This is a genomic window from Sinobacterium caligoides, from assembly GCF_003752585.1.
Taxonomy (GTDB): Bacteria; Pseudomonadota; Gammaproteobacteria; order Pseudomonadales; family Sinobacteriaceae; genus Sinobacterium; species Sinobacterium caligoides.
Map to the genome: position 1 here is coordinate 60,159 of NZ_RKHR01000008.1, position 26,876 is coordinate 87,034.

The 26,876-nt window shown below is 56.9% G+C and carries 26 protein-coding genes; 18 read left to right on the top strand and 8 right to left on the bottom strand.

What is annotated here, in order from left to right; translation table 11 throughout:
- The first annotated feature begins 161 nt into the window (after positions 1-161).
- Positions 162-821, top strand: a complete 660-nt coding sequence (locus EDC56_RS17660) for an alpha/beta hydrolase (protein ID WP_123713919.1) — start codon at positions 162-164, stop codon at positions 819-821.
- Here EDC56_RS17660 and EDC56_RS17665 read toward each other — a convergent pair.
- Positions 813-2,780 carry an acetoacetate--CoA ligase gene (locus EDC56_RS17665; RefSeq protein ID WP_123713920.1) on the bottom strand — a complete coding sequence of 656 codons (1,968 nt, stop codon included), beginning with the start codon at positions 2,778-2,780 and terminating at the stop codon, positions 813-815. The genes EDC56_RS17660 and EDC56_RS17665 overlap by 9 nt on opposite strands.
- Positions 2,781-3,050: 270 nt before the next feature.
- On the opposite strand from EDC56_RS17665, the gene EDC56_RS17670 reads away from it, so the two are divergent.
- Complete coding sequence (locus EDC56_RS17670; protein WP_123713921.1) at positions 3,051-4,535, top strand: thiolase C-terminal domain-containing protein; 1,485 nt, start codon at positions 3,051-3,053, stop codon at positions 4,533-4,535.
- 64 nt (positions 4,536-4,599) lie between these two features.
- Here EDC56_RS17670 and EDC56_RS17675 read toward each other — a convergent pair whose 3' ends face one another.
- Positions 4,600-5,790 carry a multidrug effflux MFS transporter gene (locus tag EDC56_RS17675; protein ID WP_123713922.1) on the bottom strand — a complete coding sequence of 397 codons (1,191 nt, stop codon included), beginning with the start codon at positions 5,788-5,790 and terminating at the stop codon, positions 4,600-4,602.
- 321 nt (positions 5,791-6,111) lie between these two features.
- Here EDC56_RS17675 and EDC56_RS17680 point away from each other — a divergent pair, with 321 nt between their 5' ends.
- Together EDC56_RS17680 and EDC56_RS17685 are read left to right on the top strand one after the other, a co-directional pair.
- Positions 6,112-6,447: a DUF2845 domain-containing protein gene (locus tag EDC56_RS17680; protein ID WP_123713923.1), complete on the top strand. Its 336-nt coding sequence runs from the start codon at positions 6,112-6,114 to the stop codon at positions 6,445-6,447.
- A 4-nt stretch (positions 6,448-6,451) separates the two neighbouring features.
- Entirely contained in the window at positions 6,452-6,826 is a 375-nt protein-coding gene (locus EDC56_RS17685) for a hypothetical protein (protein WP_123713924.1), read from the top strand.
- 18 nt (positions 6,827-6,844) lie between these two features.
- Here the strand turns inward: EDC56_RS17685 and EDC56_RS17690 are convergent, their stop codons facing one another.
- The 6 genes from EDC56_RS17690 to EDC56_RS17715 form a co-directional block, all read right to left on the bottom strand.
- Complete coding sequence (locus EDC56_RS17690; RefSeq protein ID WP_123713925.1) at positions 6,845-7,771, bottom strand: glutaminase; 927 nt, start codon at positions 7,769-7,771, stop codon at positions 6,845-6,847.
- Between the two features lie 228 nt (positions 7,772-7,999).
- Positions 8,000-9,334, bottom strand: coding sequence for an ATP-dependent protease ATPase subunit HslU (hslU, locus tag EDC56_RS17695; protein WP_211333756.1), 1,335 nt, complete (start codon positions 9,332-9,334; stop codon positions 8,000-8,002).
- Positions 9,335-9,357: 23 nt separating this feature from the next.
- On the bottom strand, positions 9,358-9,909 hold the full coding sequence (hslV, locus tag EDC56_RS17700; protein ID WP_123714016.1) for an ATP-dependent protease subunit HslV: 552 nt from the start codon (positions 9,907-9,909) through the stop codon (positions 9,358-9,360).
- Positions 9,910-10,121: 212 nt separating this feature from the next.
- Complete coding sequence (locus EDC56_RS17705; RefSeq protein ID WP_162844235.1) at positions 10,122-10,670, bottom strand: SPOR domain-containing protein; 549 nt, start codon at positions 10,668-10,670, stop codon at positions 10,122-10,124.
- A 106-nt stretch (positions 10,671-10,776) separates the two neighbouring features.
- Entirely contained in the window at positions 10,777-12,459 is a 1,683-nt protein-coding gene (argS, locus tag EDC56_RS17710; RefSeq protein WP_123713927.1) for an arginine--tRNA ligase, read from the bottom strand.
- Between the two features lie 116 nt (positions 12,460-12,575).
- Positions 12,576-14,849, bottom strand: coding sequence for a primosomal protein N' (locus tag EDC56_RS17715; protein ID WP_123713928.1), 2,274 nt, complete (start codon positions 14,847-14,849; stop codon positions 12,576-12,578).
- 289 nt (positions 14,850-15,138) lie between these two features.
- Here EDC56_RS17715 and rpmE point away from each other — a divergent pair, with 289 nt between their 5' ends.
- The 14 genes from rpmE (at position 15,139) to EDC56_RS19695 (ending at position 26,806) form a co-directional block, all read left to right on the top strand.
- The gene (gene rpmE, locus EDC56_RS17720; protein WP_123713929.1) at positions 15,139-15,351 is read left to right on the top strand and encodes a 50S ribosomal protein L31; all 213 of its coding nucleotides are present in this window, start codon (positions 15,139-15,141) and stop codon (positions 15,349-15,351) included.
- Positions 15,352-16,205: 854 nt separating this feature from the next.
- Entirely contained in the window at positions 16,206-17,465 is a 1,260-nt protein-coding gene (locus EDC56_RS17725) for a malic enzyme-like NAD(P)-binding protein (protein ID WP_123713930.1), read from the top strand.
- A 107-nt stretch (positions 17,466-17,572) separates the two neighbouring features.
- Positions 17,573-17,974 carry a gamma-butyrobetaine hydroxylase family protein gene (locus tag EDC56_RS17730; protein ID WP_123713931.1) on the top strand — a complete coding sequence of 134 codons (402 nt, stop codon included), beginning with the start codon at positions 17,573-17,575 and terminating at the stop codon, positions 17,972-17,974.
- A gap of 119 nt (positions 17,975-18,093) precedes the next feature.
- On the top strand, positions 18,094-18,843 hold the full coding sequence (gene ubiE, locus EDC56_RS17735; protein WP_123713932.1) for a bifunctional demethylmenaquinone methyltransferase/2-methoxy-6-polyprenyl-1,4-benzoquinol methylase UbiE: 750 nt from the start codon (positions 18,094-18,096) through the stop codon (positions 18,841-18,843).
- On the top strand, positions 18,840-19,481 hold the full coding sequence (locus tag EDC56_RS17740) for a ubiquinone biosynthesis accessory factor UbiJ (protein WP_123713933.1): 642 nt from the start codon (positions 18,840-18,842) through the stop codon (positions 19,479-19,481). Before ubiE ends, EDC56_RS17740 begins: the two co-directional genes overlap by 4 nt.
- 63 nt (positions 19,482-19,544) lie before the next feature.
- A complete protein-coding gene (ubiB, locus tag EDC56_RS17745; protein WP_123713934.1) occupies positions 19,545-21,173 on the top strand; it encodes a ubiquinone biosynthesis regulatory protein kinase UbiB in 1,629 nt (542 codons plus the stop codon).
- A gap of 84 nt (positions 21,174-21,257) precedes the next feature.
- Entirely contained in the window at positions 21,258-21,680 is a 423-nt protein-coding gene (hisI, locus tag EDC56_RS17750) for a phosphoribosyl-AMP cyclohydrolase (RefSeq protein WP_123713935.1), read from the top strand.
- A 37-nt stretch (positions 21,681-21,717) separates the two neighbouring features.
- Entirely contained in the window at positions 21,718-22,053 is a 336-nt protein-coding gene (locus EDC56_RS17755; protein WP_123713936.1) for a phosphoribosyl-ATP diphosphatase, read from the top strand.
- A gap of 30 nt (positions 22,054-22,083) precedes the next feature.
- The gene (gene tatA / locus EDC56_RS17760; protein ID WP_123713937.1) at positions 22,084-22,335 is read left to right on the top strand and encodes a Sec-independent protein translocase subunit TatA; all 252 of its coding nucleotides are present in this window, start codon (positions 22,084-22,086) and stop codon (positions 22,333-22,335) included.
- Positions 22,336-22,338: 3 nt separating this feature from the next.
- On the top strand, positions 22,339-22,773 hold the full coding sequence (gene tatB / locus EDC56_RS17765) for a Sec-independent protein translocase protein TatB (RefSeq protein ID WP_123713938.1): 435 nt from the start codon (positions 22,339-22,341) through the stop codon (positions 22,771-22,773).
- Positions 22,773-23,579 (top strand): twin-arginine translocase subunit TatC, encoded by an 807-nt coding sequence (gene tatC, locus EDC56_RS17770; RefSeq protein ID WP_123713939.1) that lies wholly within the window; start codon positions 22,773-22,775, stop codon positions 23,577-23,579. The genes tatB and tatC overlap by 1 nt, the downstream gene beginning before the upstream one ends.
- Positions 23,580-23,609: 30 nt before the next feature.
- Positions 23,610-24,617, top strand: a complete 1,008-nt coding sequence (gene moaA / locus EDC56_RS17775; RefSeq protein ID WP_123713940.1) for a GTP 3',8-cyclase MoaA — start codon at positions 23,610-23,612, stop codon at positions 24,615-24,617.
- A gap of 434 nt (positions 24,618-25,051) precedes the next feature.
- Positions 25,052-26,302 (top strand): DcaP family trimeric outer membrane transporter, encoded by a 1,251-nt coding sequence (locus EDC56_RS17780; protein ID WP_123713941.1) that lies wholly within the window; start codon positions 25,052-25,054, stop codon positions 26,300-26,302.
- A gap of 357 nt (positions 26,303-26,659) precedes the next feature.
- Complete coding sequence (locus tag EDC56_RS19695) at positions 26,660-26,806, top strand: hypothetical protein (RefSeq protein WP_162844236.1); 147 nt, start codon at positions 26,660-26,662, stop codon at positions 26,804-26,806.
- Positions 26,807-26,876: the final 70 nt, after the last annotated feature.

Consider the following 26,876-nt stretch of genomic DNA (forward strand, 5'->3'; position numbering starts at 1 on the left):
TCATTCAGACTCTGTCTTGAGTATAGCCGCCGTTTAACACCCTCACTGGCAACTCACCCTCTAACGCGAGCACAATCCCACCCCCACCAGCAAGCGATAGGATTCAACCCGCGCATCGATTAGAATGGTGATAATAAAATTGAAGATTGAAGGCTACCGTTATGTCTTACCTGCCCTGTGAAATTGTCGACACACAACCCGAACCCGATGCCGCCGTCATCTGGCTACACGGCCTAGGGGCCAACGGCCACGACTTCGTGCCGATCGTGCCCGAGTTACAATTACCCGCCAGCATGGCGGTGCGCTTCGTCTTCCCCCATGCACCGTCGATCCCTATCACTATCAATGGTGGCATGGTCATGCCCGCCTGGTACGATATCCTGGCTATGTCACTGGAACGAGAGATCGACGAGCAGCAGATACTCGCCTCCAGCGAAGCAGTACGTCAGCTGATCGAGCGCGAAATTTCCAACGGCATTGCCAGCCAGCGCATTGTGCTCGCTGGCTTCTCCCAGGGCGGCGCGGTCTGCTATCAAACCGCATTGAGCTACGACAAGCCACTCGCCGGGCTGATGACGCTATCGACTTACTTCGCCACCGCCAAGACCATCGTGCCCAGTGCCGCCAACCGACAGCTGCCGATCCATATCTTCCACGGCAGCCAAGACCCGATGGTCCCCGAGGCGATGGGGAAGCACGCCCGCGCCGCACTCGAGCAATTGGGCTACCAGCCCGAGTACCAAACCTACCCGATGGAGCATGCGGTACATCCCCGTGAGATCGCTGACATCTCTGCCTGGCTGCAGCGCGTGCTACGGTAGCCCTCTCGGCGAGTCGCTCAGGGCGGCGAGCTGACGATAGTATTGCAGCGACTCAGGGTTGGCGAGCGCCTCGAGATTATCCAGCGGCTCGCCGTGCACTACCTTACGCACCGCCACCTCCGCTAACTTACCGCTCATGGTGCGCGGGATGTCGGCCACCTGAATGATCTTCGCCGGTACATGGCGCTGCGTCGTGTGGCGGCGAATCTGCTCGGCGATCTGTCGCTCGAGTGCCGCCGATAGACTGACGCCTTCAGCCAGGCGCACAAACAACACGATGCGGCAGTCGCCCTGCCAGCGCTGGCCGATGACGATGGCATCTGCCACCGCCGCCAGCTGATCGACCTGACGATAAATTTCAGCGGTACCGATGCGTACACCGCCGGGGTTGAGCAACGCATCGGAACGACCGTGAATCACCAGTCCACCGCTGTCGGTCAACTCCGCGTAGTCACCGTGCCACCAGGTATTCGCAAAGCGCGAGAAGTAGGCTGCCACGAAGCGCCGGTCGCCGCTGTCGCGCCAGAAACCGAGGGGGACCGAGGGAAAAGAACGGCGACAGACCAATTCGCCCTTGGCCGCCGTCAGCGACTGACCGTCATCGCCGTATACCGCCAGGTCGAAACCGAGGCCGATACACTGTAATTCGCCGGCAAACACCGGCAGGCAGGGGTTACCCGAGGCGAAGGCACCGAGAATATCAGTACCGCCGGAAATCGACGACAGTAACAGATCCGGTTTCCAGGCGCGATAGACATAGCGGAAACTCTCCGCCGCCAGCGGCGATCCTGTGGATAATACCGTCTGCAGCGTCGTCAGCGGTAGGCGCCCGCGGCAATCGACCTCGGCCCGCTGCAGGGTGGCGATGTAACGCGCGCTGCAGCCAAACACCGTTATCCCCTCGGCGTCGACCAGACCAAGCAGACTGTCCAGCTGTGGATAAGTCGGTGAGCCGTCGTACAGCAGCAGTGTACAACCGGTGGCCAAGCCGCTCAGCTGCCAGTTCCACATCATCCAACCACAGGTCGAAAAGTAGAAAAACACATCGTCGGGGCCGATGTCGGTGTGCAGCAAGTGTTCCTTCTGGTGCTCGAGCAAGGTACCACCGGCGCCATGCACGATGCACTTCGGCCGGCCGGTGGTGCCGGAGGAGTAGAGGATAAACAGCGGATGATCGAAAGGCAGGCGATTAAATTCACACACCTCCACCTCGTGCACAATATAATCATCGATCAACCGCGCCGACGCGATCTCTGCGACATCGCCGACGCCGAGCACCGGCAGTACCACCACCCGCTCGACACTCGGCAGCGACGGCAGTATCTCTCGCACCCGTGCCAGCGAATCGTGTCGGCGACCGTTGTAGTAATAACCATCGGCGGTAAACAATAGCTTTGGCTCAATCTGACCAAAGCGATCGAGCAGCCCCTGTACGCCAAAGTCCGGCGAACACGAACTCCACACTGCACCGATGCTCGCCGTCGCCAACATCGCCACCACCGCATCGGCGACATTCGGCACGAACGCCGCTACCCTATCGCCAGCCACCACGCCCTCGGCACGCATCGCCGCTCCCAGGCCTGCGACACGACGATAGAGCTGAGCGTAGCTAAGAGTCTGCCGCTGTCCGTCTTCTAAGCGCGCCACCAAAGCCGGGTGATCATCACGCCGACGCAGTAGGTTCTCCGCATAATTCAGCGAGGCGCGGGGAAACCAGCTGCTGCCGGGTAGCCGGTCGCCCTGACACAGCAGCGGTGGCGCGCCCTTGTCACCGACGATGGCGGCGAAGTCCCACAGCGCCGACCAGAACGCCTCGCGTTGCTCCACACTCCAACGGTGTAGCGCCGCATAGTCGTCACCCTCCAGCTGTTCACGCAGCCGAAACTGAAAACGGCGCATCGCCGACGCCTGCACACGCGCGGCAGAGGGCCCCCATAACGGTTCTGCTGTCTCCCTCATCGACGTTCTCCTTTCATGCTATGTCGTCTCATCGCACTCCCTCTCATGCTAGGCCCCTCATATAACAAGCCCTTTATGCACACACTAGCTATAGCATAGCCGTCGTCACTGACTGTTAGAAACGCCAGTTTCGCCCAAGCTGCTCAGCGTCACTTCCACCATAAGTGTTAGCCCCGACGCAGCGCGTCGCATATCAACTATGTTTCTGTAGCGCAGCCGTTACAATACAGCTTCAATAAAAAATAAAAATCTGGAGCCCTGCCACCCGCCATGACTATTAATGAAAATAACCCGGTAATTGTCAGTGTTGCGGCGATCAATCAGCAACTATCCGAGCCGCTAAAGGGGAAAGAGGCCGTCGCACTGATGGCCGATGCCTGTATCGCCGCCGCCGATAAAATCGGCTGCCCCGAGCTATTAAGCGGTGCCGAGGAGCTACTCTGCCCCCAGGGCCTGTGGAGCTACAACGACCCTGCCGGCCTGGTCAAGCCGTTGATTGGCAACACCCAGGCCAGCACCGTCTTGGCAAAGCTCGGTGTCTTACAACAGGGCCTCTTCAACCGCGCCTGCCAACGCATCCAACAGGGCGAGATCGACATCGCCATCGTCATGGGTGGCGAGGCGAAGTTTCGCTCGCTGCAGGCCACCATTCACGGTGTCGAGCTACCCGAGACCGCCTCAACAGCCCCCGCCGATCTCACCCTGGAGCCCGACGAGGAACTCTGGCTCGAGGCCGAGGCTGTCGCCGGCCTCGGCATGCCCGTGGGCTACTATGCGCTGATGGATTCCGCCTGGCGCCACCGCCAACAGATCAGCAGCGAGCGTCATCGCGACGACATCGCCGCCCTCTATCAACGCTTTAACGGCATCGCTCAAGACAACGAATACGCGTGGAAGCGTCAACCGATCAGCGCCGAGACGATCAAGACCGCCACCAGCAAAAACCCCATGCTCGCGAGCCCCTACACCAAGCTACACAACACCAGCTGGAACGTAGACCAGGCCTCGGCGCTCATCTTCTGCTCGATCAAAAAGGCCCGCGCCCTCGGTATCGCCGAGGAGCACTGGATCTATCCCGCCGCCTCGACAGAGAGCAACCTGATGCAGGCCGTGAGCCAACGCGCCGACCTGAGCCGCTGCTTCGGCGCCAAGCATGCCGGCGAAAAAATTCTCGCCATGGCGGACATCGACATTAACGACATTGCGCTATTCGAGCTGTATAGCTGCTTCCCGATCGCCGTGCTCAGCTTTGCCGATGAACTGGGGCTATTGGCACAGCCATCAGCCGCCGACTTCACCGTCACCGGCGGCATGCCCTTCGCCGGCGGGCCACTGAATAACTATGTGTTGCAGTCCACGGTGCGAATGATCGAGCGCATGCAGGCAGAGAACAAGAACTACGGTCTAGTCTCGAATGTCTCCGGCATGAACACCAAGCAGGCCTTCTGCCTCTACAGTAAAAAACCACAGGCGTTTGCCGTCGCCGACGTCACCGCCGAGGTGGCCGCCGACAGCCCGCGCAAAAACGTCGATGGCAACTTCAACGGCGAGGCGGAGGTCGTCGCCTTCACCGTGTTGTTTACTGACAACCAGCCCGAACGCCTGTTGATCATTGCCGAAGCCAGCTGCGGCACCAGAGCCGTCGCCTGCAATCAAGACAGCCAGCTGATGGCCCGCGCCCTAGAGGAAGACCTAATCGGCCTGCCGGTTACGGTTAAACAAGCGCTATTCGAGCCTCTCGCCGTTACCTGCTAACCCTCTATCGGCGCAATGCCGTGCCTAGCGCGCCTCTGTCTCTCAGCCAGAGGCGCGCTATTGCTTAGGCCGTTACCCTGCTTTTCTGTTGCCGACTCAGATAGCGATTGGGGAAAAACATCAATAGCGATAATGTTAACGCTCCCAGCGTCATCGTCAGCACGCTGGTAGTGAAGTAGTGCGCGTAAATGTAGCTGATCACAAAGCCAGTAATAAAAACCACAAAACCATACATCGCACTCGCGCTGCCGGCATTGCGTTGAAATGGCGACAGGCAATCGGAGAGACAGTTGGCAAAGACAAAACCCAGCAGTAAATAAATAATAAAAATATAAATCATGGTCAATAGGCTCTGGCCGGAAAAATAAAAGACAAATAGCCCATACGACAATGACACAATCAGCAACAGTAAAATACTTTTACTCACCACTGCACGTTTTTTTTCTCGCACCACGACTCGCTTATTGACGTAAGAGCCCAGCAGATAGCCGATCGAGATAACTAGCATCGTCAAACCATACTGCAGCGCAGTAAAGTGAAATACCCGCTGATAAATTATTGGACTGGCAATATTAACAATACTAAAGACACCAAAAAGAAGGCTCAGTATAACGACGTTTAAATTAAAATCGGCCGATTTAAACAACATAAGGTATGAACGGGAAACAGCGGATAACGATAGGCTAGGCGTTTTATTTTTATTACTCTCTGCAATAAAACATAGCATAAATAGCATCGCAGCAACGATACCGACCAGCAGATAAAAGGAATATTGCCAGCGCAAATACTGCTCAATATAGCCTCCCAGCGCAGGGGCGAGGATCGGCACCATCGCCCAGGCCATCGCCATATATGAGGCCGCCACCAGTAACTTATCTCCTGAAAAAGTATCGCGCATCATCGCCCGCGCACAGACGCTCGCCGCGCCCATCGTGACCCCTTGCAACACCCGCATAGCAAAAAACATCTCGACACTCGTCGCCTGGGTTAATGCCAGCGTAACGACTAAGAATAAACACATACCGAACAGTAAAATAGGCTTGCGACCAAAGCGATCCGAGAGCGGACCATAGAAAATTTGCGAGACACCGAAGCCTAATAAGAATGCGGAGAGCGTCATCTGTGCGCTCTGCACTGGCACCGCAAACTGCCGCATAATACTCGGCAGCGAGGGCAGGTAAATGTCGATTGAAGCCTGACCTATGACGATCAACAGCAGGATAAAAAGCAGTAGTATTCTTTCTGATTTACTCATACAAGGACCATAGAATTGTCTATTACCATTGATACGAATCCAGCGAGAAAAACTATGCTACACCCTAAAAACACATTCACATAGCGGCAAAACATTATCAAATAGCAAGAATAGAAAAAGCAGTATTCACCAGTTAAAGAAACTGCAGCGCGACAAACACGGAGTTTAATAATCGCCTGATAAAAACATTGCCGATAGGAATTATTATCACCGTGCTAACACGCAGCCAGCAGGCGCGCTCACTCGACAGTTTTCTTGAGGCTGGTTATTATCAATACATTGCGACCACCCACCCGATAGCCATCGACAGAGCTCGGAGCCATGATGATCATCAACAGAGACACACAGCGACCTATCGTTCTGCTGCTTATGCTACTTATGTCCTGCAGCGTGCTGGGCCTCGATAGCAGCAGTCTGCGCTGCGGCAGCCGCCTGGTGGGCGAGGGTGACTTGGCTATTCAGCTGCTGGAGCGCTGCGGCGAGCCACTGAGCCGTGAGCTGATTGGCTATACCCTGCGTAAGACTCAACTACCGCCCTATACCGAGGAGCGTGAATTCAAGATCGAACAGTGGATCTACCCGCCCGAGGCAGGCTTCTATCACGAGGTCATTCTCGAGGCTGGCAAGATCAAAGAGATCAACCGCTACAGGCAATAACACGATGAGAACACAGGTATTGTTTAGCGTCATCTTCAGCTTACTGCTGGCCGGCTGTCTGCCGAGCCAGCAGCACGCGCTCACTGCGACACCAGAGAGTAGAACGCTGACCATGCAGGGCGTCATTCAGGGCTATGGCTACGACGACTATCCCCTTACCCTAGTCGCTGGCGAACAGCTCTATATCCACCTCGACAGTGCGGCATTAGACGTCATTGTCGTACAACCTATCGAACAGCGACTGAGCAATCAGCAGCCGCTGTCGATCGACGCCAGCGGTGACTATCTACTGCGGGTGTTGCTGCCGCGAGCCCGGGCGCGACGCGACGAGCAGCAAGTCTATCGGCTGCGCATCAACATCACACCGGCGCGACGATAAGCCACCAATAAAGCGCGATTAAAAGATCGACGTCTGCGACTTGGTGGTCATGCCTTCAAGAATCAACATACCCTTGTAAGAGTTACCCTTCTTATTCAATCGTGGACTCCACACCGCTACACTGTAGCGGCCGGGGTGCACGGCGATGATGCCACCGCCGACGCCACTCTTGCCAGGCAGGCCGACACGGAAAGAGAACTCACCCGCCTCATCGTAGAAGCCACACAACTGCATGATCGAGTTGATCCGCTGCGCCCGTGTCGGGTTCACCACCACCGTGTTTAACATCGGGTTGGTGCCGTAGGCAGCCAGAAACATGAAGGTCTCCGACAGTTCCTTACAGCTCATGGTGATCGAGCAGCTGTAAAAGTACAGATCCAATACGGTCTCGATGTCGTTGTGGATATTACCGAAATCGCGCATCAGATTGATCAAGGCATAATTTCTAAAACCAGTCTCACTCTCCATCTCCGCAGTCTTGGCACAGTAATCAATGGTCTGATTACCGGAGATTCTACGAATAAAATCGAGCAGGTCTTGTTTCGGGTTGTCCAGACAGCTCACCAACACATCGCAGATCACGATCGCACCGGCATTGATAAACGGGTTGCGCGGCATGCCGCGTTCGTACTCGAGCTGCACCAGCGAGTTAAAGGCCGAGCCTGAGGGCTCGATGCCCACCCGCTTCCACAGATTATCACCGCCGATCATCTCCATCGCCAGAGTCAGCGTTAAAACCTTGGAAATACTCTGGATCGAGAAACGCTCATCAAAATCACCGTAACTGTGTTGCTGGTTATCGATCGTGGTCAGATGGATACCCAGCTTATTCGGGTCGACATCGGCCAGCCCGGGAATATAGTCGGCAACCTCACCGCGATCATGAACCCCTGCAAGCTCATCCACCACTTCGTGAAAGATCGCTTGGTAATCAATATTAATCATTTCTCTACTGCTCTCGAGATGGCCTACCCTGCTAACCAATAGCCCACTTTATCTGTTGTCGCAAGCGACTGAACCCAGGCTTGCCATAGCTGCGGCAATATACGCAGCCCTGTCGTGCAAAAATAGCGTGACTATCAATCCTCTGTACAATTGCCCGCAGATTGTTGGCGACAGAGCAAAAAAAAGAGCCTAACGGCTCTTTTCTTTCATCTGCTCACCGTCTATGCACTAGAGGATGAAGCGACTCAAATCATCGTCCTGCTTCAACTCACCGAGTTCAGCGTCGACGAAGGCCGCATCGATCACCAAGTTTTCACCGCGCGCCGCCATATCACAGGCCTCGAAAGAGGCTTTCTCTAACAGGCGCTCCAACACCGTGTGCAACCGGCGGGCGCCGATATTCTCGGTGCGCTCGTTCACCTCCCAGGCGGTATCCGCAATGCGACGAATACCATCATCGCTGAACTCGACACTCAACCCCTCGGTAGCCAAGAGGGCACGGTACTGTTCGGTCAGGCTCGCCCGCGGCTCGGTCAAGATGCGATAGAAATCGTCGCTACTCAAAGCATCCAGCTCGACGCGAATCGGCAGGCGGCCCTGCAGCTCTGGAATCAGATCAGAGGGGCGGCTCAGGTGGAAGGCACCGGAGGCGATAAAGAGGATGTAATCGGTCTTCACCATGCCGTATTTGGTCGACACCGTACAGCCCTCGATCAGCGGCAACAGGTCGCGCTGCACCCCTTCACGAGAGACATCGGTACCGCCACTCTCACCGCGCTTAGCCACCTTATCGATCTCGTCGATAAAGACGATACCGTTCTGCTCGGCCAGGCGCACCGCGCGCGTCTTCAGGTCTTCTTCATTGACCAGCTTGCCGGCCTCTTCATCACGCAGCACTTTCATCGCGTCTTTGACGCTCATCTTCGCCGACTTCTTCTTGCCCTGCCCCATGTTAGAGAACATGCTCTGCAGCTGATTGGTCATGTCTTCCATGCCCGGGGGCGCGAGGATGTCGACGCCGGGAGCGGCGGCAGCCACCTCGATCTCGATCTCCTTGTCGTCCAACTCGCCCTGGCGTAACTTCTTGCGGAACACCTGCCGTGTCGACGAATCTTTACTCGCCGCGGCATCTTCCTCAAAGCTGCGTGCCGGCGGCAGCAGCACATCGAGGATGCGCTCTTCGGCGGCGTCGCTGGCCTTGTTCTGGTTCTTGTTGACTTCCTGCTCGCGCAGCTGCTTGATCGACGACTCCACCAAATCGCGAATGATCGACTCGACATCACGGCCGACATAGCCCACCTCGGTGAACTTAGTCGCCTCGACTTTGATGAACGGCGCATTGGCCAGCTTCGCCAGACGTCTTGCCACCTCGGTCTTACCAACGCCGGTAGGGCCGATCATTAAGATGTTTTTCGGTGTCACCTCTTCACGCAGCGCCTCGTCCAGCTGCATCCGACGCCAGCGGTTGCGCAGGGCGATCGCCACGGCGCGTTTAGCACCAGACTGACCGATGATGTGACGGTCCAGCTCGTGCGCAATCTCTCTCGGTGTCATCTCAGACATAATCAATTCCTCTCTCTGCGACGCTATTCGGCGGCACCAGTATCCAATTCTTCAATGGTGTGATTGTGGTTGGTATAAACACAGATATCGCCGGCGATGGTCAGCCCCTTGGTGACGATATCGCGAGCACTGAGCTCGGTATTGTGCAGTAGCGCCATCGCCGCAGACTGGGCGTAGGGTCCGCCAGAACCGATCGCCACCAGATTGTCCTCTGGCTCGATCACGTCGCCGTTACCACTAATGATCAGCGAGGTCTCGTGGTCCGCAACAATCAGCAACGCCTCGAGGTTGCGCATCGAGCGCTCGGTACGCCACGCCTTAGCCAGCTCGACGGCGGCACGTACCAGCTGTCCCTGATACTTTTCCAACTGGGCTTCAAACAGCTCGAATAGGGTAAAGGCGTCGGCGGTGCCGCCAGCAAAACCGGCCAGTACCTTATTGTGGTACAGGCGGCGCACCTTGCGCGCGTTACCCTTCATCACGGTATTGCCCATGGACACTTGGCCGTCACCACCGATAACAACTTTACCGTTACGGCGCACTGAAAGAATCGTTGTACCTCTGTACTGTTCCAAGGCCATTGCCTCCACACTCGTTTAAAGTCTTTAATGTGTGGTCGCTGGCGGATTTTTCAAGCCATGGCGCACGCTCAATTGCCGCCGATCAATAGTCTGAGCACCTGCGCACCTCGGCACGACGCAGCCTAGCGCGCCTCGACACCTTTCTATCGGCGAAAAAAAACCGAACGTCTCAGTTGAGATCGTTCGGTTTCGAGGCCTTTTCCAGGCTACTTTTTCGGCTTATCGCGCTTGATCGTCATGGTGTCAAAGCCCTGATTGACCAGTGCCGCACGCTCCTTCGAGAAGCGTCCCGCATGTCGCTCGTAGGGCCCGACTAAGACACGGTACCAGCCATTTTTACTCGGCCCTTCGATGTGCGCCTTCAGCCCCTGCAAGATCAGGTTGGCACGATGGCTGTCAGCATCTGCATGCGAGCGGAACGAGCCGGCCTGAATGAAGTAGATATACTCTTTACGCGGCTGCATATCCAGCGGCACGACATCGACCTTCACCTCGGATTCTTTGAGGATACGATAAAACTCGTAGTCGATCTTGCCATCCGCCTTAACCGCCGGCTTGCTCTTGTTGACCACCGGAATCGGCCGCTCCTGCTTCGCCTGACTGCTACTCTTTGTTGGTTTCACCGTCGTACCCGAGGCCGGCGCCTGCGTCAGCAAGTGTGCCAGAAACGCCAGCAATCCCAACAGTAAAACCGCCGTCAACAGCCAGACCCAGATGGGCGTCGACGCCTTCTCTATGGGAGTGCGGCGATTCACCGGGCCCTTTTTCTTCGCCACAGGCTTCTTCTTCGCAGGCGCTCGTCTAGGCGGCGGCCGCTTCGCCGCGGACCGCTTCTTCTTGGCAAAATCCTTGGCCATCTGACTACATCTGCTCTGGGCTAGAGACACCGAGCAGCGTCAAACCGTTGCTGAGTACCTGTCGCACCGCGGCACTCAAGGCCAGGCGGGCGTTGCGCAGAGCCTCATCCTCAACCAGCGTCTTGTGTGCGTTATAACAACTGTGGAACTCACCGGCGAGGTCGTAGATGTAATTGGCAATGACGTGAGGTTCGGCGCTATTTGCCGCCTTGCTCACATATTCCGGGAAGGCGGTAAGACGCTTCAGCAGCGCCTTTTCTGCGTCTTCAGTCAGCAGCGTCAGGTCGCTCTCAGTCTCCTTCGACCACGACCAGCCGAGACCGTCGAGCTTCGCCATCATGCTGCAGATACGCGCGTGTGCGTACTGAATGTAGTAGACCGGGTTATCGTTGCTCTGCGAGCGCGCCAGATCGATATCGAAGGTCAACTGCGAGTTAGGACTGCGCGCCGCGAGGAAGTAACGAGTGGCATCTTTGCCCACCTCGTCGATCAGGTCGCGAATAGTGATATAGCTACCGGCACGTTTGGAGAGTTTCACCTCTTCGCCACCGCGCATCACCATCACCATCTGGTGCAGCACATACTCGGGCCAGCCGCTCGGAATGCCAACATCCAGCGCCTGCAGTCCTGCGCGCACACGCGTGACGGTCGAGTGATGATCGGCCCCCTGCTCGTTGATCACCCGGCTGAAGCCACGCTGCCACTTCTCCTTGTGGTAGGCGACATCGGGAACAAAGTAGGTGTAGCCGCCGTCACTCTTGCGCATCACCCGATCCTTGTCGTCACCGAAGTCCGTGGTCTTCAACCACAGCGCGTCGTCCTTCTCGTAGGTGTTACCACTCGCCACTAAATCGGCCACCACCTGTTCGACCTTACCCTCTGCATACAGCGCACTCTCCAGCGAGAAGACATCGAAGTGCACACCGAAGGCCTTCAGATCCAAGTCCTGCTCGCGGCGCAGATAGGCAACCGCAAACTCGGTGATCGCCGCCAGATTGTCGGCATCGGCGGCACCGGTGACCTGCTTGTCCTCGGCGACAATCGTCTCGCCGGCCATGTAGGCCGTCGCCACATCTTGGATATAGTCGCCGCGATAGCCGTCCTCCGGCCAACCCGCCTGATCGGGTGCGATACCCTGACAGCGCGCCTGAGTCGATACGCCCAAGTTGTTAATCTGGTTGCCGGCATCGTTGTAGTAAAACTCTGCCGTGGTCTCCCAGCCGGTCGCCGTCATCAGCCGACACAAGGTGTCACCAACAGCCGCACCACGGCCGTGGCCAACATGCAGCGGCCCGGTAGGGTTAGCCGATACAAACTCGACCTGCACCTTGCGGCCCTTACCGATATCGCTACAACCAAACTTGTCGCCCTGCGTTAACACGGTCTCAACGATAGCGGAGGCCGCCCCTTCGTTGAGATAGAAGTTGATGAAACCGGGGCCGGCAATCTCAATCTTGGCGACCGACGCCGACGTCGGCATGTGGTCGATGATCAGCTGCGCCACCTCGCGCGGCGGCTTGCCAACCGGTTTGGCGAGCATCATCGCCAGATTGGTCGCAAGGTCGCCATGACTCTTGTCACGGGTGCGATCGACGTTAATTCGCGGGCTAAGCTCGGCCGGGATGATGGCGGCGGACTTCAACTGTTCAATGGTCTGGCTTAGCAGCTCGGCAATAACATCTTTCATGGTCGTTAGATAACTCTGCAGTTTCAGGGAGGGAAACCAGCAATTATCCTCTGAATCCTTCCGTTTGCCAAGCAGCACTAGTCGTCGACGCTCACAGCTTGCGATATTAATGCTGCTTATAATGTATCCTGCGGATCCACATCAATTGACCAGCGCATCTTACGCGCCTCGGCATCGGCCTCTAACCAGCCAACCACGGCGCCAGCCAACTGTGCCAACAACCCACGGCTGCCACTGCGCAACATGATCTGTGCGCGGAAACGTCCCTGCCGCCGTACCATCAACGCCGGCATCGGGCCCACCCATGTCACCTCACTACCGGCCAACCCCTGCAGAGCATCGCGTAGACGCGCCAACATTTGTTCCGCTAACTGCTCGTGACGGGCATCGGCACGCACCATCACCAGGTAGCCGCAGGGCGGCAGCCCCAACACCTGACGCTCGGCCAGAAGCGATTGCGCCACCGCGTGATAACCCTGCTCCAACAGCTGCCGCATCAACAGGTGCTCGGGGTGATGGGTCTGCACCAACACCCGTCCACGGTGCTCCGCCCGGCCCGCTCGGCCCGCCACCTGCACCAGCAGCTGGCTGATGCGCTCGCTGCCCCGGAAATCACTACTAAAGAAGCCCGCATCGGCATCGACGATGGCAACTAACGTCACATCGGGAAAATGGTGCCCCTTGGCCAGCATCTGTGTGCCCACCAAAATACAGGGCTCACCGCTATGCACCTCGGCCAACAGCTCGTCGAGCTCACCTCGACGCGACACCGTATCGCGATCGACGCGCAATACCGGCACCGCCGGAAACAGCTGCTCCAGCGCCCGCTGACTACGCTCGGTACCGATACCCTCGCCAAGCAGGTTGCCGCTATGGCAGTTCGGGCAGGCCGCCGGGATAGCGTAACGACTGTCGCAGTGATGGCAGTGTAACTGGCGTGGTTTGAGGTGGACGGTCAGCTTGGCATCGCAGTTATGACAATCCGCACACCAGCCGCACTGATGACACATCAGCGACGGCGAGTAGCCGCGGCGATTGAGAAACAACAGCACCTGACGACCGCGCTGCAACTCTTCGCGCATCGCCTCGAGCAGCTCGCCACTCATCCCCTCGTGCATATTCTGTTGCCGTACATCGACCAGCTGCACGGCTGGTGGCTCGGCACCTCCCGCCCGTTCCAATAGTTCAAGGTGGCGATAGCGCCCCTGCTGAGCGTTGTGCAGCGACTCCAGCGACGGTGTCGCCGACCCTAAAACGATGGGTATGGCGCAGTCTTTCGCGCGCACCACGGCGGCATCACGGGCATTGTAGCGCACCCCCTCCAGCTGCTTGAAAGAGCCATCATGCTCCTCATCGACGATAATAATGCCCAGCTGCGGCAGCGGCGTGAACAGTGCCGAACGCGTGCCGATCACGATCCCCAGCTGACCCACCCGCGCTCGCCGCCACACCTCCAGCCGTGCCGTATCCGACATCGCCGAGTGCAGCATCGCTACCGGGCAGTCAAAGCGATCAATAAAGCGTTGCTGTGTCTGTGGCGTCAGGCCAATCTCCGGCACCAGCACCAATGCCTGCCGACCCGCCTCTAGCTGCCGATGAATCAACTGCAGATAGACCTCAGTCTTACCACTGCCGGTCACCCCCTGCAACAGGGTCGGCGCAAAGCCCGTGTCCGGCACCTCGTCTAGGGCCCGCTGCTGCTGTGCATTCAAGGTCAGCGCCGACTGCCGCAAAGTCGCCGGCAAAGGCGCGCTCGGCACGGCCAGTGCCTCATCGATCAGCACTTGTTCAATCAGTCCCTTATCGACCATGGCGCGACTAATCGCCGCACTAATGCCCTGCTCCTTTAGAGTTTCAGGGCTCTGCTCGCCACGCTGCAATAGTGCCAATAATAACGCCTGCTTCTTCGCCCCCCGCAACGCGCCTTCCGGCAGCCCCTTACCATTCGTCGTCAGCCGCCAGCGCTTCACCTGTGCGCTGACACTGCGCCCCTTGCGCAACAGTACTGGCAGGGCGTTGCTCATCACCTCACCGAGCCCGTATTGATAGTAGCGGCTGATCCAGTGACACAGCCGCTCAATATCGGCACTGAAAACACTGTCATTATCGAGCAATTCCAGCACCGGCTTGAGTTTACTGCGCTGAAAGTCCGACTGCGCATCACAGTCGACGACCACACCGATCAACTGCTGACGGCCAAACGACACCTTAACCCGCACCCCCGGCGTCACGCGTGCACACTGTTCTGCCGTCAGCGCTACCGGCGGCAGATAGTCATAGAGCTTGCGCAGCGGTGTCGGCACCGCCACCCGCCACAACGGCGCATCCTCGTCGGCAGGCTGTGGCGCCGACAGATTAAAGGGTTCATCTGCTGTGGAAGATCTATTCATGGGTTGCCGTGTCACCGTTAATCATCACTCGATATCACCTCAATCTAATCTCGCAGGCTACTATAAAGCCACCACTATTGCTCTATGCCTCGATCACTAATTCGACGCTAGCAGTTAGTCTCTCGCGTACTGGCCCAGCAGACAGGGCAATTGCCGCTTGCTACTGGCAGAGATTTTGGTAGAATCCGCCCTCTTTGTGCTTTTCAGCGCTCAAATATCAACCAACACCTTGTAGGTGCGGTGCTCAGGACGGCCTGAGTGGCGGTGCCACAAACACAGGATTACGATCATGAAAGAAGGTATTCACCCTAAATACCAAGCACTTACCGCGACTTGCAGCTGCGGTGCTGTGCACGAAGTTAAGTCTACTATGCATAAAGACCTACACCTCGATATCTGTTCAGCCTGCCACCCGTTCTACACCGGCAAGCAGAAAGAAGCGAGCACCGGTGGACGTGTTGATCGTTTCAAGAAGCGTTTCAGCTCGCGTACTTCCCGCTAAGCAGCGGCTACCTCGAGCAGGTAGCTATGCCGCTAGTAAAGTAGCGGCATAGAAAGTAGCGTAAAAAGGCACTCACGAGCACCTCGTCAGTGCCTTTTTTACGCACCCCCCCGCTCACTGTTGCTTACCCCTGTAAATTTGCCTTGACGATAGACGGTAACTTATTGATCGGCGATACGCCCTAAATAGGCTACTATCAGCCAAGGTGTTAGCCAGCATTTATCAATGCTACTAGCTTTTTTACTGGATAACAGGCACATTGAGCCAGCTCAGGTCGGCGATAACCGCCCAAACGAGCCAGCACAGGCCCTAGCGATGCCGTCACGAAATAGGTTGATGGCGACGTAACGGACCTGTCATCTCATCGAGCTATGGTGACAGCACTATCCGCCACACCTCGACGAAGCTAGACTGAAAATAATCACGCAGCGCCACGGCGTCGCCCACAGCATTAGCCAGAGTGCGTCCTCGGGGAGAACAGAACCGACGACGTGCTCAAGCACACCGCCAACGCAAGTGATTGACCCTGAAACGTCAATCTCAGCGGAGCCAGGCGGCAGCTTTTATTATCGCATCGAATAATAAACGCTATTTTGTTGCCACGAGCCTCAAGCAAGTAGGTCACAAGCCTCTTGTCTAGGGAGGCAGCTGTAACCGGAGCAAAACTCCTGGAACAGTTAGTAGGATCAGCCCCCCCCTTGAACGGCGGTCCTATTCAGCAACTCGCCAGAGAGGGGCAAGTAAATAAATAGGCACGTCAGGGCACCAACCACCCAACGCCAGCCTCAGAGCGGCCATCACGCGGCTCAATCACTGCCCTTTTACCGACAACAAGATCACTTATTGGTACATAAATGTCAGATTTTAAAAAAGAAGCACTCGATTACCACGCTCTACCCAAGCCAGGCAAAGTGGCCCTCGCCCTCACCACCGCCTCACAGACACAGCATGATTTAGCGCTGGCTTACAGCCCCGGTGTCGCCGAGCCCGTTCGCGCCATCGCCGCCAACCCTGCCGACGCCTACAAGTACACCGCCAAGGGAAACTTGGTTGCGGTCATCAGCAACGGCACCGCGATCCTCGGTCTGGGTAACCTCGGCTCGCTCGCCAGCAAGCCAGTAATGGAAGGTAAGAGCCTGTTATTCAAACGCTTTGCCGGCGTAGACTCCGTCGATATTGAAGTCGACACCGTCGATGCCGACGACTTCGTCAAGACCGTCAAAAACATCGCCGCCACCTTCGGCGGTATCAACCTCGAAGACATCAAGGCACCCGAGTGCTTCGAGATTGAAAAGCAGTTGATCGAAGCCTGCGATATACCCGTCTTCCACGACGACCAGCACGGTACCGCTATCGTCACCGCCGCCGGCATGCTCAACGCGCTGGAGGTCCAGGGTAAGAACATCGCCGATGCCAAAATCGTCTGCCTCGGCGCCGGTGCCGCCGCCATCGCCTGTATGCGCCTGCTCGTCAGTGTCGGTGCCGACCGCAACAATATCCGCATGATCGACACCCGCGGTGTTATCTACCAGGGTCGTGAGAACATCAACAAATACAAGGCCGAATTCGCCAGCGAGACCGACGACCGCACCTTGATTGACGCCTGCAAAGACGCCGACGCCTTCGTCGGTCTCTCCGGCCCCAACCTGATGTCGCCAGAGTTGTTGCAGAGCATGGCACCCAACCCTGTTATCTTCGCCTGCTCCAATCCAGATCCAGAGATCGCACCGTCACTGGCACACTCGGTGCGCGACGATATCATCATGGCCACAGGGCGCTCCGACTTCCCTAACCAGGTCAATAACGTACTGGGCTTCCCTTTCATCTTCCGCGGCGCCCTCGACGTCCACGCTAAGGTGATCAACGAAGAGATGAAGATCGCCGCCGTACACGCCATCAAAGACCTCGCCAAGCTACCGGTACCACAGGTCGTACTCGATGCCTGTAATGTCGACGCCCTCGAATTCGGCCGTGACTACATCATCCCCAAGCCGATGGACAGCCGTCTACTCGGTCTAGTTAGTGGCGCCGTCGCACAGGCCGCCGTCGATACCGGCGTCGCCCAACAGCCCTACCCGGCTCACTACCCACTGCAGAGCACTGACGACTGCTAGTCTCAGCCGCCGCAGAAAAAAGGTCATCGCCGAGGCGATGACCTTTTTTTTTAGCCACAGATCTTATAAATTAAACAACTCCCATCGCCCCGACGGCTGGAACCACCATGTCACCGACCACTGCAAACACCGCCCCGATCCCCAGCGGCATCAACTACAAAAAACAGTCAAAATTGCTCGTGCTCAGCTACGGCGACGAAGACTACTCGCTCAGCGCCGAGTTGCTGCGCGTCTACTCACCCTCGGCCGAGGTCCAGGGGCACGGGGTCGGCTCCGAGGTGCTGCAGTTCGGCAAGCGCCATGTCACTATCGTACACATCCAGCCTGTCGGCAACTACGCCATTCAGCTGCACTTCGATGACGGCCACGATTCAGGCATTTACTCCTGGGGCTATCTCTATCGGCTGGCCAATGAACAGCAGCAGCTCTGGGATGACTATCTCGCCCGCCTCGCCGCCGAAGGACAGAGCCGCGATGAAAACACCCAGGTGATTCGCCTCGGTAATTAAAGCGCACAACCCACAAGCTTGACCCAGCACGACGAATATTGCCCGCCGACACCTATCAATAGGCTGTGTTTGTTATACAATGAGCTCCGTTAAAACAGCCACAGCGATGTAGAGACGCCATGAGCGAGCAAAAGACCACCCACTTCGGTTTCAAAACCGTCAACAGCAGCGACAAAGCAGGCTTAGTTGCCGGCGTATTTCACTCCGTTGCCGCCAAGTACGACCTAATGAACGATCTGATGAGCGGCGGTGTCCATCGCCTCTGGAAGCGTTTTACCATCGAGGTCAGCGGTGTTCGTCGCGGTCAACGCGTACTCGATATCGCCGGCGGCACCGGCGACTTAGCCGCCAAGTTCTCTCGCCTCGTCGGCGCCGAGGGCGAGGTTGTTCTCGCCGACATCAACGACTCCATGTTGAAGGTCGGCCGCGACAAGCTCATCGACCGCGGCATCTGCAACAACGTCAACTACGTCCAGTGCGATGCGCAGTATCTACCCTTCCCCGATAATCACTTCGACTGCATTACCATTGCCTTCGGACTGCGCAACGTCACCGACAAAGACCGCGCCCTACGCTCCATGCTGCGCGTGCTCAAGCCCGGCGGCCGTTTACTGGTACTCGAGTTCTCCAAGCCGCAGAGCGAACTACTCTCCAAGGCCTACGACGCCTACTCATTTAACGTACTGCCACGCATCGGCAAGCTGGTCACCAACGACGCAGACAGCTATCAGTACCTCGCCGAAAGCATCCGCATGCACCCCGATCAGCAGACACTGAAAGAGATGATGGATGACGCCGGCTTCACCATGACCGAGTTCTATAACATGACCGGCGGTGTCGTCGCTCTACACAAGGGCGTAAAGCCTTGATCATCTTGCCGACGTTGCATACCGCGGGTCTAGCCGCCCTCGAGAAGGTGATCAATAGCGCCCTGCGCTTTGATCCCGGTAGCCGTCGAGCACTCGCTGAGCTCGACGGGCGAGTCTTCCATATCGAGATCACCAGCCCACAGCTCGACTTCTACCTCTGCCCACAGCACGACGGCATTTCCCTGCGCGGCTATTACGACGGCCCCGTCGATAGCCACCTGGCTGGCAGCGCCGGCGAGTTTCTGCAGCTGCTCGGCGCCGACGACGCCGCCTCGAGCCTGATCAACGGCAACATCACGCTGACCGGCGACAGCGCCCCCCTGTTACAACTACAGGCAATTTTAAAGCGACTGGATATCGACTGGGAGGCCGCCATCAGCAAGAGCCTCGGCGGCAACAGCTTCGCCGACATGGCTGCCAACGGCCTCGGCAGCTTGCTGCGCGGCGGCCTCAAGTTCGGTCGCGAGGCACAGCGCAACCTGCGCCGCCAAGCCAGCGACTTCATCCTCGAGGAGGGCCGCTTAAGCCCCCCGAAGAGCGAGCTCGAGGACTTCTACAGTCAGGTCAGCCGCCTCGCCAACGATACCGAACGACTGCAAGCCAAGCTCGACCGCCTGGCCCGAAAAATCACCCCCTAACAGGGCTAAGCTACCGGCCAGGGCATACACAAGCTCTTCTCCAGCGATGACAGGACCGCCTCCGTGACCACCTTTCTGCGACTACTCACCATCATCTGGGTCACTGCCCGCTACCGCCTTGACACGCTGCTACCCCGACACCGCCTGCCACTGCCGCTGCGCATCTTACTGACTCTCTCGCCGCTGCGACTGATCCCCGAGCCGGCACTGAGCCACGGCGAGCGAATTCGCCTAGCACTGATCGAGCTGGGCCCCATCTTCATCAAGTTCGGCCAGATGCTCTCGACCCGTCGCGACCTCCTCGACGACGACATCACCGATGAGCTCGAACTGTTGCAGGACAAAGTGCCTCCCTTCGAGGGTGACGTCGCCACCCAGATCATCGAGGAGGCACTGCAGGATAGCGTCGGCAACCTGTTTCGTGACTTCGACCCCCAGCCCCTCGCCTCCGCCTCTATCGCGCAGGTACACACCGCGGTATTGCAGGATGGTCGCGAGGTCGTCGTCAAGGTTGTCCGCCCCGATATCGAGCCCACCATTCGCAGCGACATCGCCCTGATGTTTTGGCTCGCCAGGCTACTGCAACGCTACCTGCCCGACGGCAAGCGCCTGCGCCCCGTCGAGGTGGTCGAGGAGTATCAGCACACCATCTTCGACGAACTCGACCTACAGCGCGAGGCCGCCAACACCTCGCAGCTACGCCGCAACTTCCAGGACTCCGAGGCACTCTACATCCCCGAGGTCTACTGGAGTTACTGCCGCAGCAACGTCATGGTAATGGAGCGCATCTACGGTATTCCCGTCTCCGACGTGGCGGCGATGGCGGCACAGCAGACCAATATGAAGGTATTGGCCGAGCACGGTGTCGAGATCTTCTTCACCCAGGTATTCCGCGACAACTTCTTCCACGCCGACATGCACCCGGGCAATATCTTCGTCTCACGCGAACACCCCGAGCGCCCCATGTATATCGGCATCGACTGCGCCATTATGGGCAGCCTCAGCGACTTTGATCGTCACTATCTTGCCCGCAACCTACTGGCCATCTTCCAGCAAAACTACCGTGAGGTGGCACAGCTGCACGTCGAGTGTGGCTGGGTACCCGCCGATACCCGCGTACAAGACTTCGAGGCTGCCATCCGCGCCGCCTGCGAACCAATCTTCGAAAAGCCACTGGGCGAGATCTCCTTCGCCGACATGGTGCTCTACCTGTTCCAGACCGCCCGCCGCTTCGACATGGAGATACAGCCATCGCTGGTGCTACTGCAGAAGACACTGCTGCATATCGAGGGGCTGGGGCGACAACTCTATCCGCAACTCGACCTATGGCACACCGCCAAGCCCTTCCTAGAGGATTGGCTGAAACAAAATTACAGCCCCAAGGCGCTGCTCAAGGAGAGCATCAAGCGCGCCCCGAGCTGGCTCGAAGAACTGCCCAAAGTGCCCGACATGCTGATCAACAACATCAAGCAGAACAAGCAATTAGTGCAGTTACAACACGAGCTGCAAGCACGACAGCAACAGCAACAGCAACGTGAATCAAGCCGTCGACAACGCGTCAGCATCGCCGTCGCCGCCCTGGTCGGCGCCGTCATCATCGCCGAGCCAGCACGTATACAACAGCTCCTCGAGCTACCTACCGGCAGCTGGTTACTGCTCGGCATCGCATTGATCGCACTCTGGCGACGATAGAAACCATGCAATTATCGTCTCTATCAATATTAATCGTGTATTATACGCTTACAATACACCCGCGAGTTTGACAACAGAGCCCCTATGAACAGCAACGTCAGCGACGATAGCACCACGCTAATCGAGAGTTCTTTCTTAGACCAAGTAAAATGGACACCGGACGGTCTTGTCGCAGCCATCGCTCAAGACTACCAGAGCGGCGAGATCCTAATGATGGCCTGGATGAATCGAGAGTCCCTACAGCTCACCGTCGACGAGGGACGCGCCATCTACTGGTCGCGCTCTCGCCAGAAACTGTGGCGCAAGGGCGAGGAATCCGGGCATATCCAGCAGCTGCATGAAATTCGTCTCGACTGTGACGCCGATGTAGTCTTACTCAAGGTCAAGCAGCTCGGCGGCATCGCCTGCCATACCGGCCGTAAAAACTGCTTTTATCGCAAGTACGATAACGGCCAATGGCAGAGCGTCGATCCAGTGGTCAAAGACCCTGAGACCATTTATAACTAGCCTTCGCCAATCGATGGCAACAGATAACGGAAGCACCATGGATAACGTATTGGCCGAGCTAGATCAGGTACTATCAGCTCGCAAACAGGCAGACGCAGACAGTTCTTACGTCGCCTCGCTCCACCACAAGGGGCTCAACAAGATTCTCGAGAAGGTCGGCGAAGAGTGCACCGAGACCATTCTCGCCGCCAAAGACGCCGAACACAGCGGCGACAACAGCGAACTCATCTACGAGACCGCCGATCTGTGGTTCCACTCGCTGGTGGCGCTATCGCATCTCGGCGAAGACTCTAGCGCGGTACTGGCTGAATTGCAGCGCCGCTTCGACCTTTCCGGCCTCGTGGAGAAAGCTTCGCGCGGCCAATCAAAGTAATTTACAGCATTCATTTAAAGGAGCTCAATCATGGGTTTAGGCGGCATTAGCATCTGGCAACTACTCATCATCTTAGCCATCGTCATCGTCCTCTTCGGCACCAAGCGCCTGAAGAATATCGGCGGCGATCTCGGCGGCGCGATCAAAGGCTTTAAGAAGGCCATGAACGACGAAGAGAAGACAGAACAGGAAAAGAAAAACCTCGATCAACAGGCAAGCCCCGAAGGTGAAAGCGTCGCCAACAAGGAAGGCGCCAGCGCCGACCCCAAGAAGGGCGAATAAGCCGTGTTTGATATCGGCTTTACCGAGCTACTGCTGGTCGCCATCATTGCCCTTGTCGTGCTGGGACCAGAGCGCCTGCCCCACGCGGTGCGCACCACCGGCAAATGGGTCGGCAAGATTCGCAGCATGTTCAACCAGGTCAAAGAGCAGATCGAGAGTGAGCTGGATGCCGACGAGATTCGCCAACAGATACACAACGACTCGATCATGCAGCAACTCGAGCAGAGCAAGCAAGACCTCAAGGGCAACCTTGACGAGGTACGCGCCAGCCTGAAGAGCGCCGAGTTTGACCTGCACTCCTCGACCGAGAGTCAACCGAGCGCGACTGACGACAACCACGAAGAGAGCAAAGCCGACCAAGCAACAGCGAGATCGAGTCGTCTCCCAGCACAGACTCTGCTCACACCGACCAGCAGCGATAACAGCGACGAACCGTAATGAGCACCAACGTTAACGATGAAGCCCAACCCCTGATCGCCCACCTGTTAGAGCTGCGCAATCGCCTACTCTACTCAGTGCTGGCTGTATTGATCGTCTTTGCCGGGCTATTCAGCTATGCCAACGAGATCTATAGCTTTGTCTCGGAGCCGCTGCGCGCCCTGATGCCCGAGGGTACGACGATGATCGCCACCGACGTCGCCTCGCCCTTTCTAACGCCGTTTAAGTTGACCGGCGTAGTTTCGGTCTTCCTCGCCATCCCCTTCCTGCTCTACCAGGCCTGGTCGTTCATCGCCCCCGGCATGTACCGCCAGGAAAAACGTATCGCCATTCCGCTGCTCGTCTCCAGTGTCGTACTGTTCTACGCCGGCATCGCCTTTGCCTACTTTATTGTCTTTCCGCTGATCTTCGCCTTCTTCGCCGGCATCGCGCCGGAGGGCGTCAGTATCATGACCGACATTAATAGCTACCTGAACTTCATCCTCAAGCTGTTCTTCGCCTTCGGTGTCGCCTTCGAGATCCCCATCGCCACCATCCTACTGATCTTGACCGGTGTCACCACCAGCGATAAACTCGCCGAGAAGCGCCCCTACGTCATCGTCGGCTGCTTCGTCATCGGCATGTTGCTGACGCCGCCCGACCTAATCAGCCAGAGCCTACTGGCCATCCCGGTATGGATGCTGTTCGAGCTCGGCGTCCTCGCCGGCCGCTTCATCAAACCCAAGACAGACCCCGAGCAAGACGCCGACGACAGCGACGACAGCGACGACACTGACAATAACGACCACAATACCGGCGCCGCGTAGTCGCAGCACCATCGACGTAGTACAATTTTGATGATGAATACCGACCAGCCCACCACTCTTATCGACCGCTTCAATCGCCGCGTAGACTACGTGCGCATGTCGGTGACCGATCGCTGTGACTTCCGCTGCGTTTATTGCATGGCCGAGGAGATGACCTTCCTGCCCCGCGAGCAGATCTTGAGCCTAGAAGAGATTGCCTTCATCGCCCGCGCCTTCGTCGAACTCGGGGTGAGTAAAATTCGCCTCACCGGCGGCGAGCCACTGATCCGCCGCAACGCCATCGACCTGTTTCAGCAACTCGGCCGCCTCCCCGGACTGAAGGAACTCAATCTCACCAGCAACGGCTCGCAGCTACCTCGACTGGCCCAACCTCTAGTCGATGCGGGTACCACCCGCATCAACATTAGCCTCGACACCCTTGATGCCGACAAATTCAAAGAGCTGACCCGCACCGGTGACTTGCACAAGGTATTGGCCGGTATCGATGCCGCCATCGCCGCAGGATTCCAGCGCGTCAAGCTTAACGCCGTCATCCTGAAAGGTCGCAACGACGACGAGATCCTCGATCTCGTCGCCTTCGCCATCGACAAGGGCGTCGACATCACCTTCATCGAAGAGATGCCCCTCGGCGACATCAGCGAGCACGATCGCGCGCTCAGCTTCTGCTCCAGCGACGAAATACTGGCGATGATCGAGGCACGCTACAGCGTTACTGCCAGCACCAGCAGCACGCCCGGACCAAGCCGCTACTATCAAGTGAGCGGCCAGACGACACGCATCGGCTTCATCTCCCCCCACAGCCATAACTTCTGCGACAGCTGTAACCGCGTCAGGGTCACCGTCGAAGGGCGGCTGCTGCTCTGCCTTGGTAACGAACACTCCGTCGATCTACGGCAGGTCATTCGCAGCTACCCCGGCGACATGGTACGACTCAAGCAAGCGATCATCGACTCGCTGGACATCAAGCCTGAGCGCCACCACTTCGACCTCAGTGATGACGTGCAAATCGTTCGTTTCATGAACACCACCGGCGGCTAACCTCCTCCGTTCACGCGCGACCACCTCCCTGTTAGATAAATATTCCACCTAATGTCTAGTGAATTTTTGTTAAATTTTGACTTTTTATTACCAAAATATCTATTCGTTAGGCGAAATCAAAACTTGTATACATAGATATCTGCATCACCGGAAATAGGTGTTTACACCTATAAATATAGTCATTAATCACTATTACTTGTCGATATAATGCCGCTCAAAAAAACAATCCAAAGATAATTTCTAGAAAAGTTCCTACAAAAAATAAAAAAAGACTTCTAGCTTATTCAAATTTGATCTATGTCGCATTATCTCGGTGACGAGTTCTGCTAATGTGCGTTTCATAGTTTTTTATGACTGTTGAGTAGATTCTTCGAGCTGCTTTAGCTCAAGTCCATGAAGCAGTGCGATACTTTTAAATCCTGAAGGAAGTTACTATGTTGCGCAAAATCGCTCCTATTGCTCTTGCTGTATTCGCCGCTAACGGCGCTCTTGCACAAGACACCACTCAATCAAGCCAAGCCCAGACTCTTAGCGAGCTACAAGCTCAAGTTGACAGCCTGCGCGAAGAAATGCGTAACAACGAGAGCAGCAGCTCTGAGAAGAGCGGCCTTAGCTCTGACGTTGCTGGTAGCAAGGTTAACTTCGGCGGCTTCGTACGTCTAACCGCTGGCCAGACCTCTGGCGATGACGCAACCGCTGGTGGCCCTAACAGCCTCAACCCCTTCCGCATGAGCACTACCGGCTCTAAGCGTGGCGATCAGTTCGACGCCGGTGCTGGCGAGTCTCGTCTCAACATGGAAATCCTAACACCTAGCCGCTTCGGTACCGTCCGTACCTACGTTGAGGGTGATTTCGCCGATACCTTCCGTCTACGTCACGCCTACTTCGCAGTTGGCCACTGGACTGTCGGTCAAACCGATTCGGTCTTCAACGACGCCGCACCTGGTGTTAACACCATCGACTTCCAAGGACCAGCCGGTACCTTCAGCCAGCGTCGCCCATTGGTTGCCTACCGCAACAGCTTCGGCGACAACTGGAGCTACGCAGTATCTGCCGAGCAGTCTAAGACCAGCTGGGGCACTGACCGCGACCTTAAGACTGTCAACGTTGACCGTCCTGACCTCGTAGCCTCTTTGAAGAACGAAGGTGACTGGGGACACATTGCTGTTGCCGCAGCCTCTACCAGCTTCCGCACCAACACCAGCCAACTTAACGAAGGCGAGCGCATCAACGGCTACGCAGCCGAGATTGGCGGTGCTGTTAACCTACCTTGGGAAGCAAGCCTACAGGCAAGCTACGTTTACTCAAACGGCTCAAACGAATACATCTACGGTGTACAGGGCCTAGACGGCTACAGCTACGGCGTAGTTGACGGCGAAGCTGAAGCCATCGCTGCCGACGCTTGGACTGTTGCCTACAACCAAAAGCTGACTGCCACTCTAAGCGGCAACGTGTTCTACTCAGCTGTTAACATCGACAACAACAGCTCTGACCTCGCTCTCGTTGATCAGAATGCGAACGTTACCTCTGTTAACTATGCCGGTGCCAACATCATGTGGGCTGCGGACAAGAACATGGACTTCGGTGTTGAATACGTTGTCGCCGACAACACTCGCATCGATGCCAGCCACGAGGAAGATGCCAAGGCACAGCGCATCAACCTGCTAGCACAGTACTCTTTCTAAGTTCGCCTAGCGCAACCTAGAACACTAAAAAGCCGGTGCCAGTCACCGGCTTTTTTGTGCCTGAAACAAACATCCCGCCACAGGGCAGGCAGCACTAACGCTCCAGCGCTCACTCCCCCGACGCCCCTCATCTCCTATAAGTTATTGCCCGTGCCGACAAGACCCGTTAATACGCTTTTGACTAGGCATTTTCTTGCCTTTTTATTAAGATAAGTTAATAATTTGATATAGAGCAAGGTTGTTCGTCTGCAGGATCGCAGAAACAATAACGACAAAATACATCATGTTGGCGCCACCCGCCGCTCAAGGATAGAACAGATTTGTAGCACCTAGGCTACTAAAAACAGGAGTTATACCATGAAGAAATTACTACTACTCGCCGCCCTGAGCTTGTTCATCACCGGCTGCGCCAGCAACGATAGCCAGCAACTCATCTCCAGCAACCAGAACATAGAGCCTTGGGCCCACGCCTGCCTCGGTGACGACCTGTGCGGACGCCGCTAAACGCAGTGTCAGCGCCGCAGCACTCTCACGAATCGCGTTAGCGCACGCGGTTCGTCGGCCCCATATAACA

Excerpts from the sequence above, each read along its gene's own strand:
- EDC56_RS17660 (WP_123713919.1), top strand. The coding sequence starts at position 162 with ATGTCTTACCTGCCCTGTGAAATTGTCGACACACAACCCGAACCCGAT.
- EDC56_RS17665 (WP_123713920.1), bottom strand. The coding sequence starts at position 2,780 with ATGAGGGAGACAGCAGAACCGTTATGGGGGCCCTCTGCCGCGCGTGTG.
- EDC56_RS17670 (WP_123713921.1), top strand. The coding sequence starts at position 3,051 with ATGACTATTAATGAAAATAACCCGGTAATTGTCAGTGTTGCGGCGATC.
- EDC56_RS17675 (WP_123713922.1), bottom strand. The coding sequence starts at position 5,790 with ATGAGTAAATCAGAAAGAATACTACTGCTTTTTATCCTGCTGTTGATC.
- EDC56_RS17680 (WP_123713923.1), top strand. The coding sequence starts at position 6,112 with ATGATGATCATCAACAGAGACACACAGCGACCTATCGTTCTGCTGCTT.
- EDC56_RS17685 (WP_123713924.1), top strand. The coding sequence starts at position 6,452 with ATGAGAACACAGGTATTGTTTAGCGTCATCTTCAGCTTACTGCTGGCC.
- EDC56_RS17690 (WP_123713925.1), bottom strand. The coding sequence starts at position 7,771 with ATGATTAATATTGATTACCAAGCGATCTTTCACGAAGTGGTGGATGAG.
- hslU (WP_211333756.1), bottom strand. The coding sequence starts at position 9,334 with ATGTCTGAGATGACACCGAGAGAGATTGCGCACGAGCTGGACCGTCAC.
- argS (WP_123713927.1), bottom strand. The coding sequence starts at position 12,459 with ATGAAAGATGTTATTGCCGAGCTGCTAAGCCAGACCATTGAACAGTTG.
- EDC56_RS17715 (WP_123713928.1), bottom strand. The coding sequence starts at position 14,849 with ATGAATAGATCTTCCACAGCAGATGAACCCTTTAATCTGTCGGCGCCA.
- rpmE (WP_123713929.1), top strand. The coding sequence starts at position 15,139 with ATGAAAGAAGGTATTCACCCTAAATACCAAGCACTTACCGCGACTTGC.
- EDC56_RS17725 (WP_123713930.1), top strand. The coding sequence starts at position 16,206 with ATGTCAGATTTTAAAAAAGAAGCACTCGATTACCACGCTCTACCCAAG.
- EDC56_RS17730 (WP_123713931.1), top strand. The coding sequence starts at position 17,573 with ATGTCACCGACCACTGCAAACACCGCCCCGATCCCCAGCGGCATCAAC.
- ubiE (WP_123713932.1), top strand. The coding sequence starts at position 18,094 with ATGAGCGAGCAAAAGACCACCCACTTCGGTTTCAAAACCGTCAACAGC.
- hisI (WP_123713935.1), top strand. The coding sequence starts at position 21,258 with ATGAACAGCAACGTCAGCGACGATAGCACCACGCTAATCGAGAGTTCT.
- EDC56_RS17755 (WP_123713936.1), top strand. The coding sequence starts at position 21,718 with ATGGATAACGTATTGGCCGAGCTAGATCAGGTACTATCAGCTCGCAAA.
- tatA (WP_123713937.1), top strand. The coding sequence starts at position 22,084 with ATGGGTTTAGGCGGCATTAGCATCTGGCAACTACTCATCATCTTAGCC.
- tatC (WP_123713939.1), top strand. The coding sequence starts at position 22,773 with ATGAGCACCAACGTTAACGATGAAGCCCAACCCCTGATCGCCCACCTG.
- moaA (WP_123713940.1), top strand. The coding sequence starts at position 23,610 with ATGATGAATACCGACCAGCCCACCACTCTTATCGACCGCTTCAATCGC.
- EDC56_RS17780 (WP_123713941.1), top strand. The coding sequence starts at position 25,052 with ATGTTGCGCAAAATCGCTCCTATTGCTCTTGCTGTATTCGCCGCTAAC.
- EDC56_RS19695 (WP_162844236.1), top strand. The coding sequence starts at position 26,660 with ATGAAGAAATTACTACTACTCGCCGCCCTGAGCTTGTTCATCACCGGC.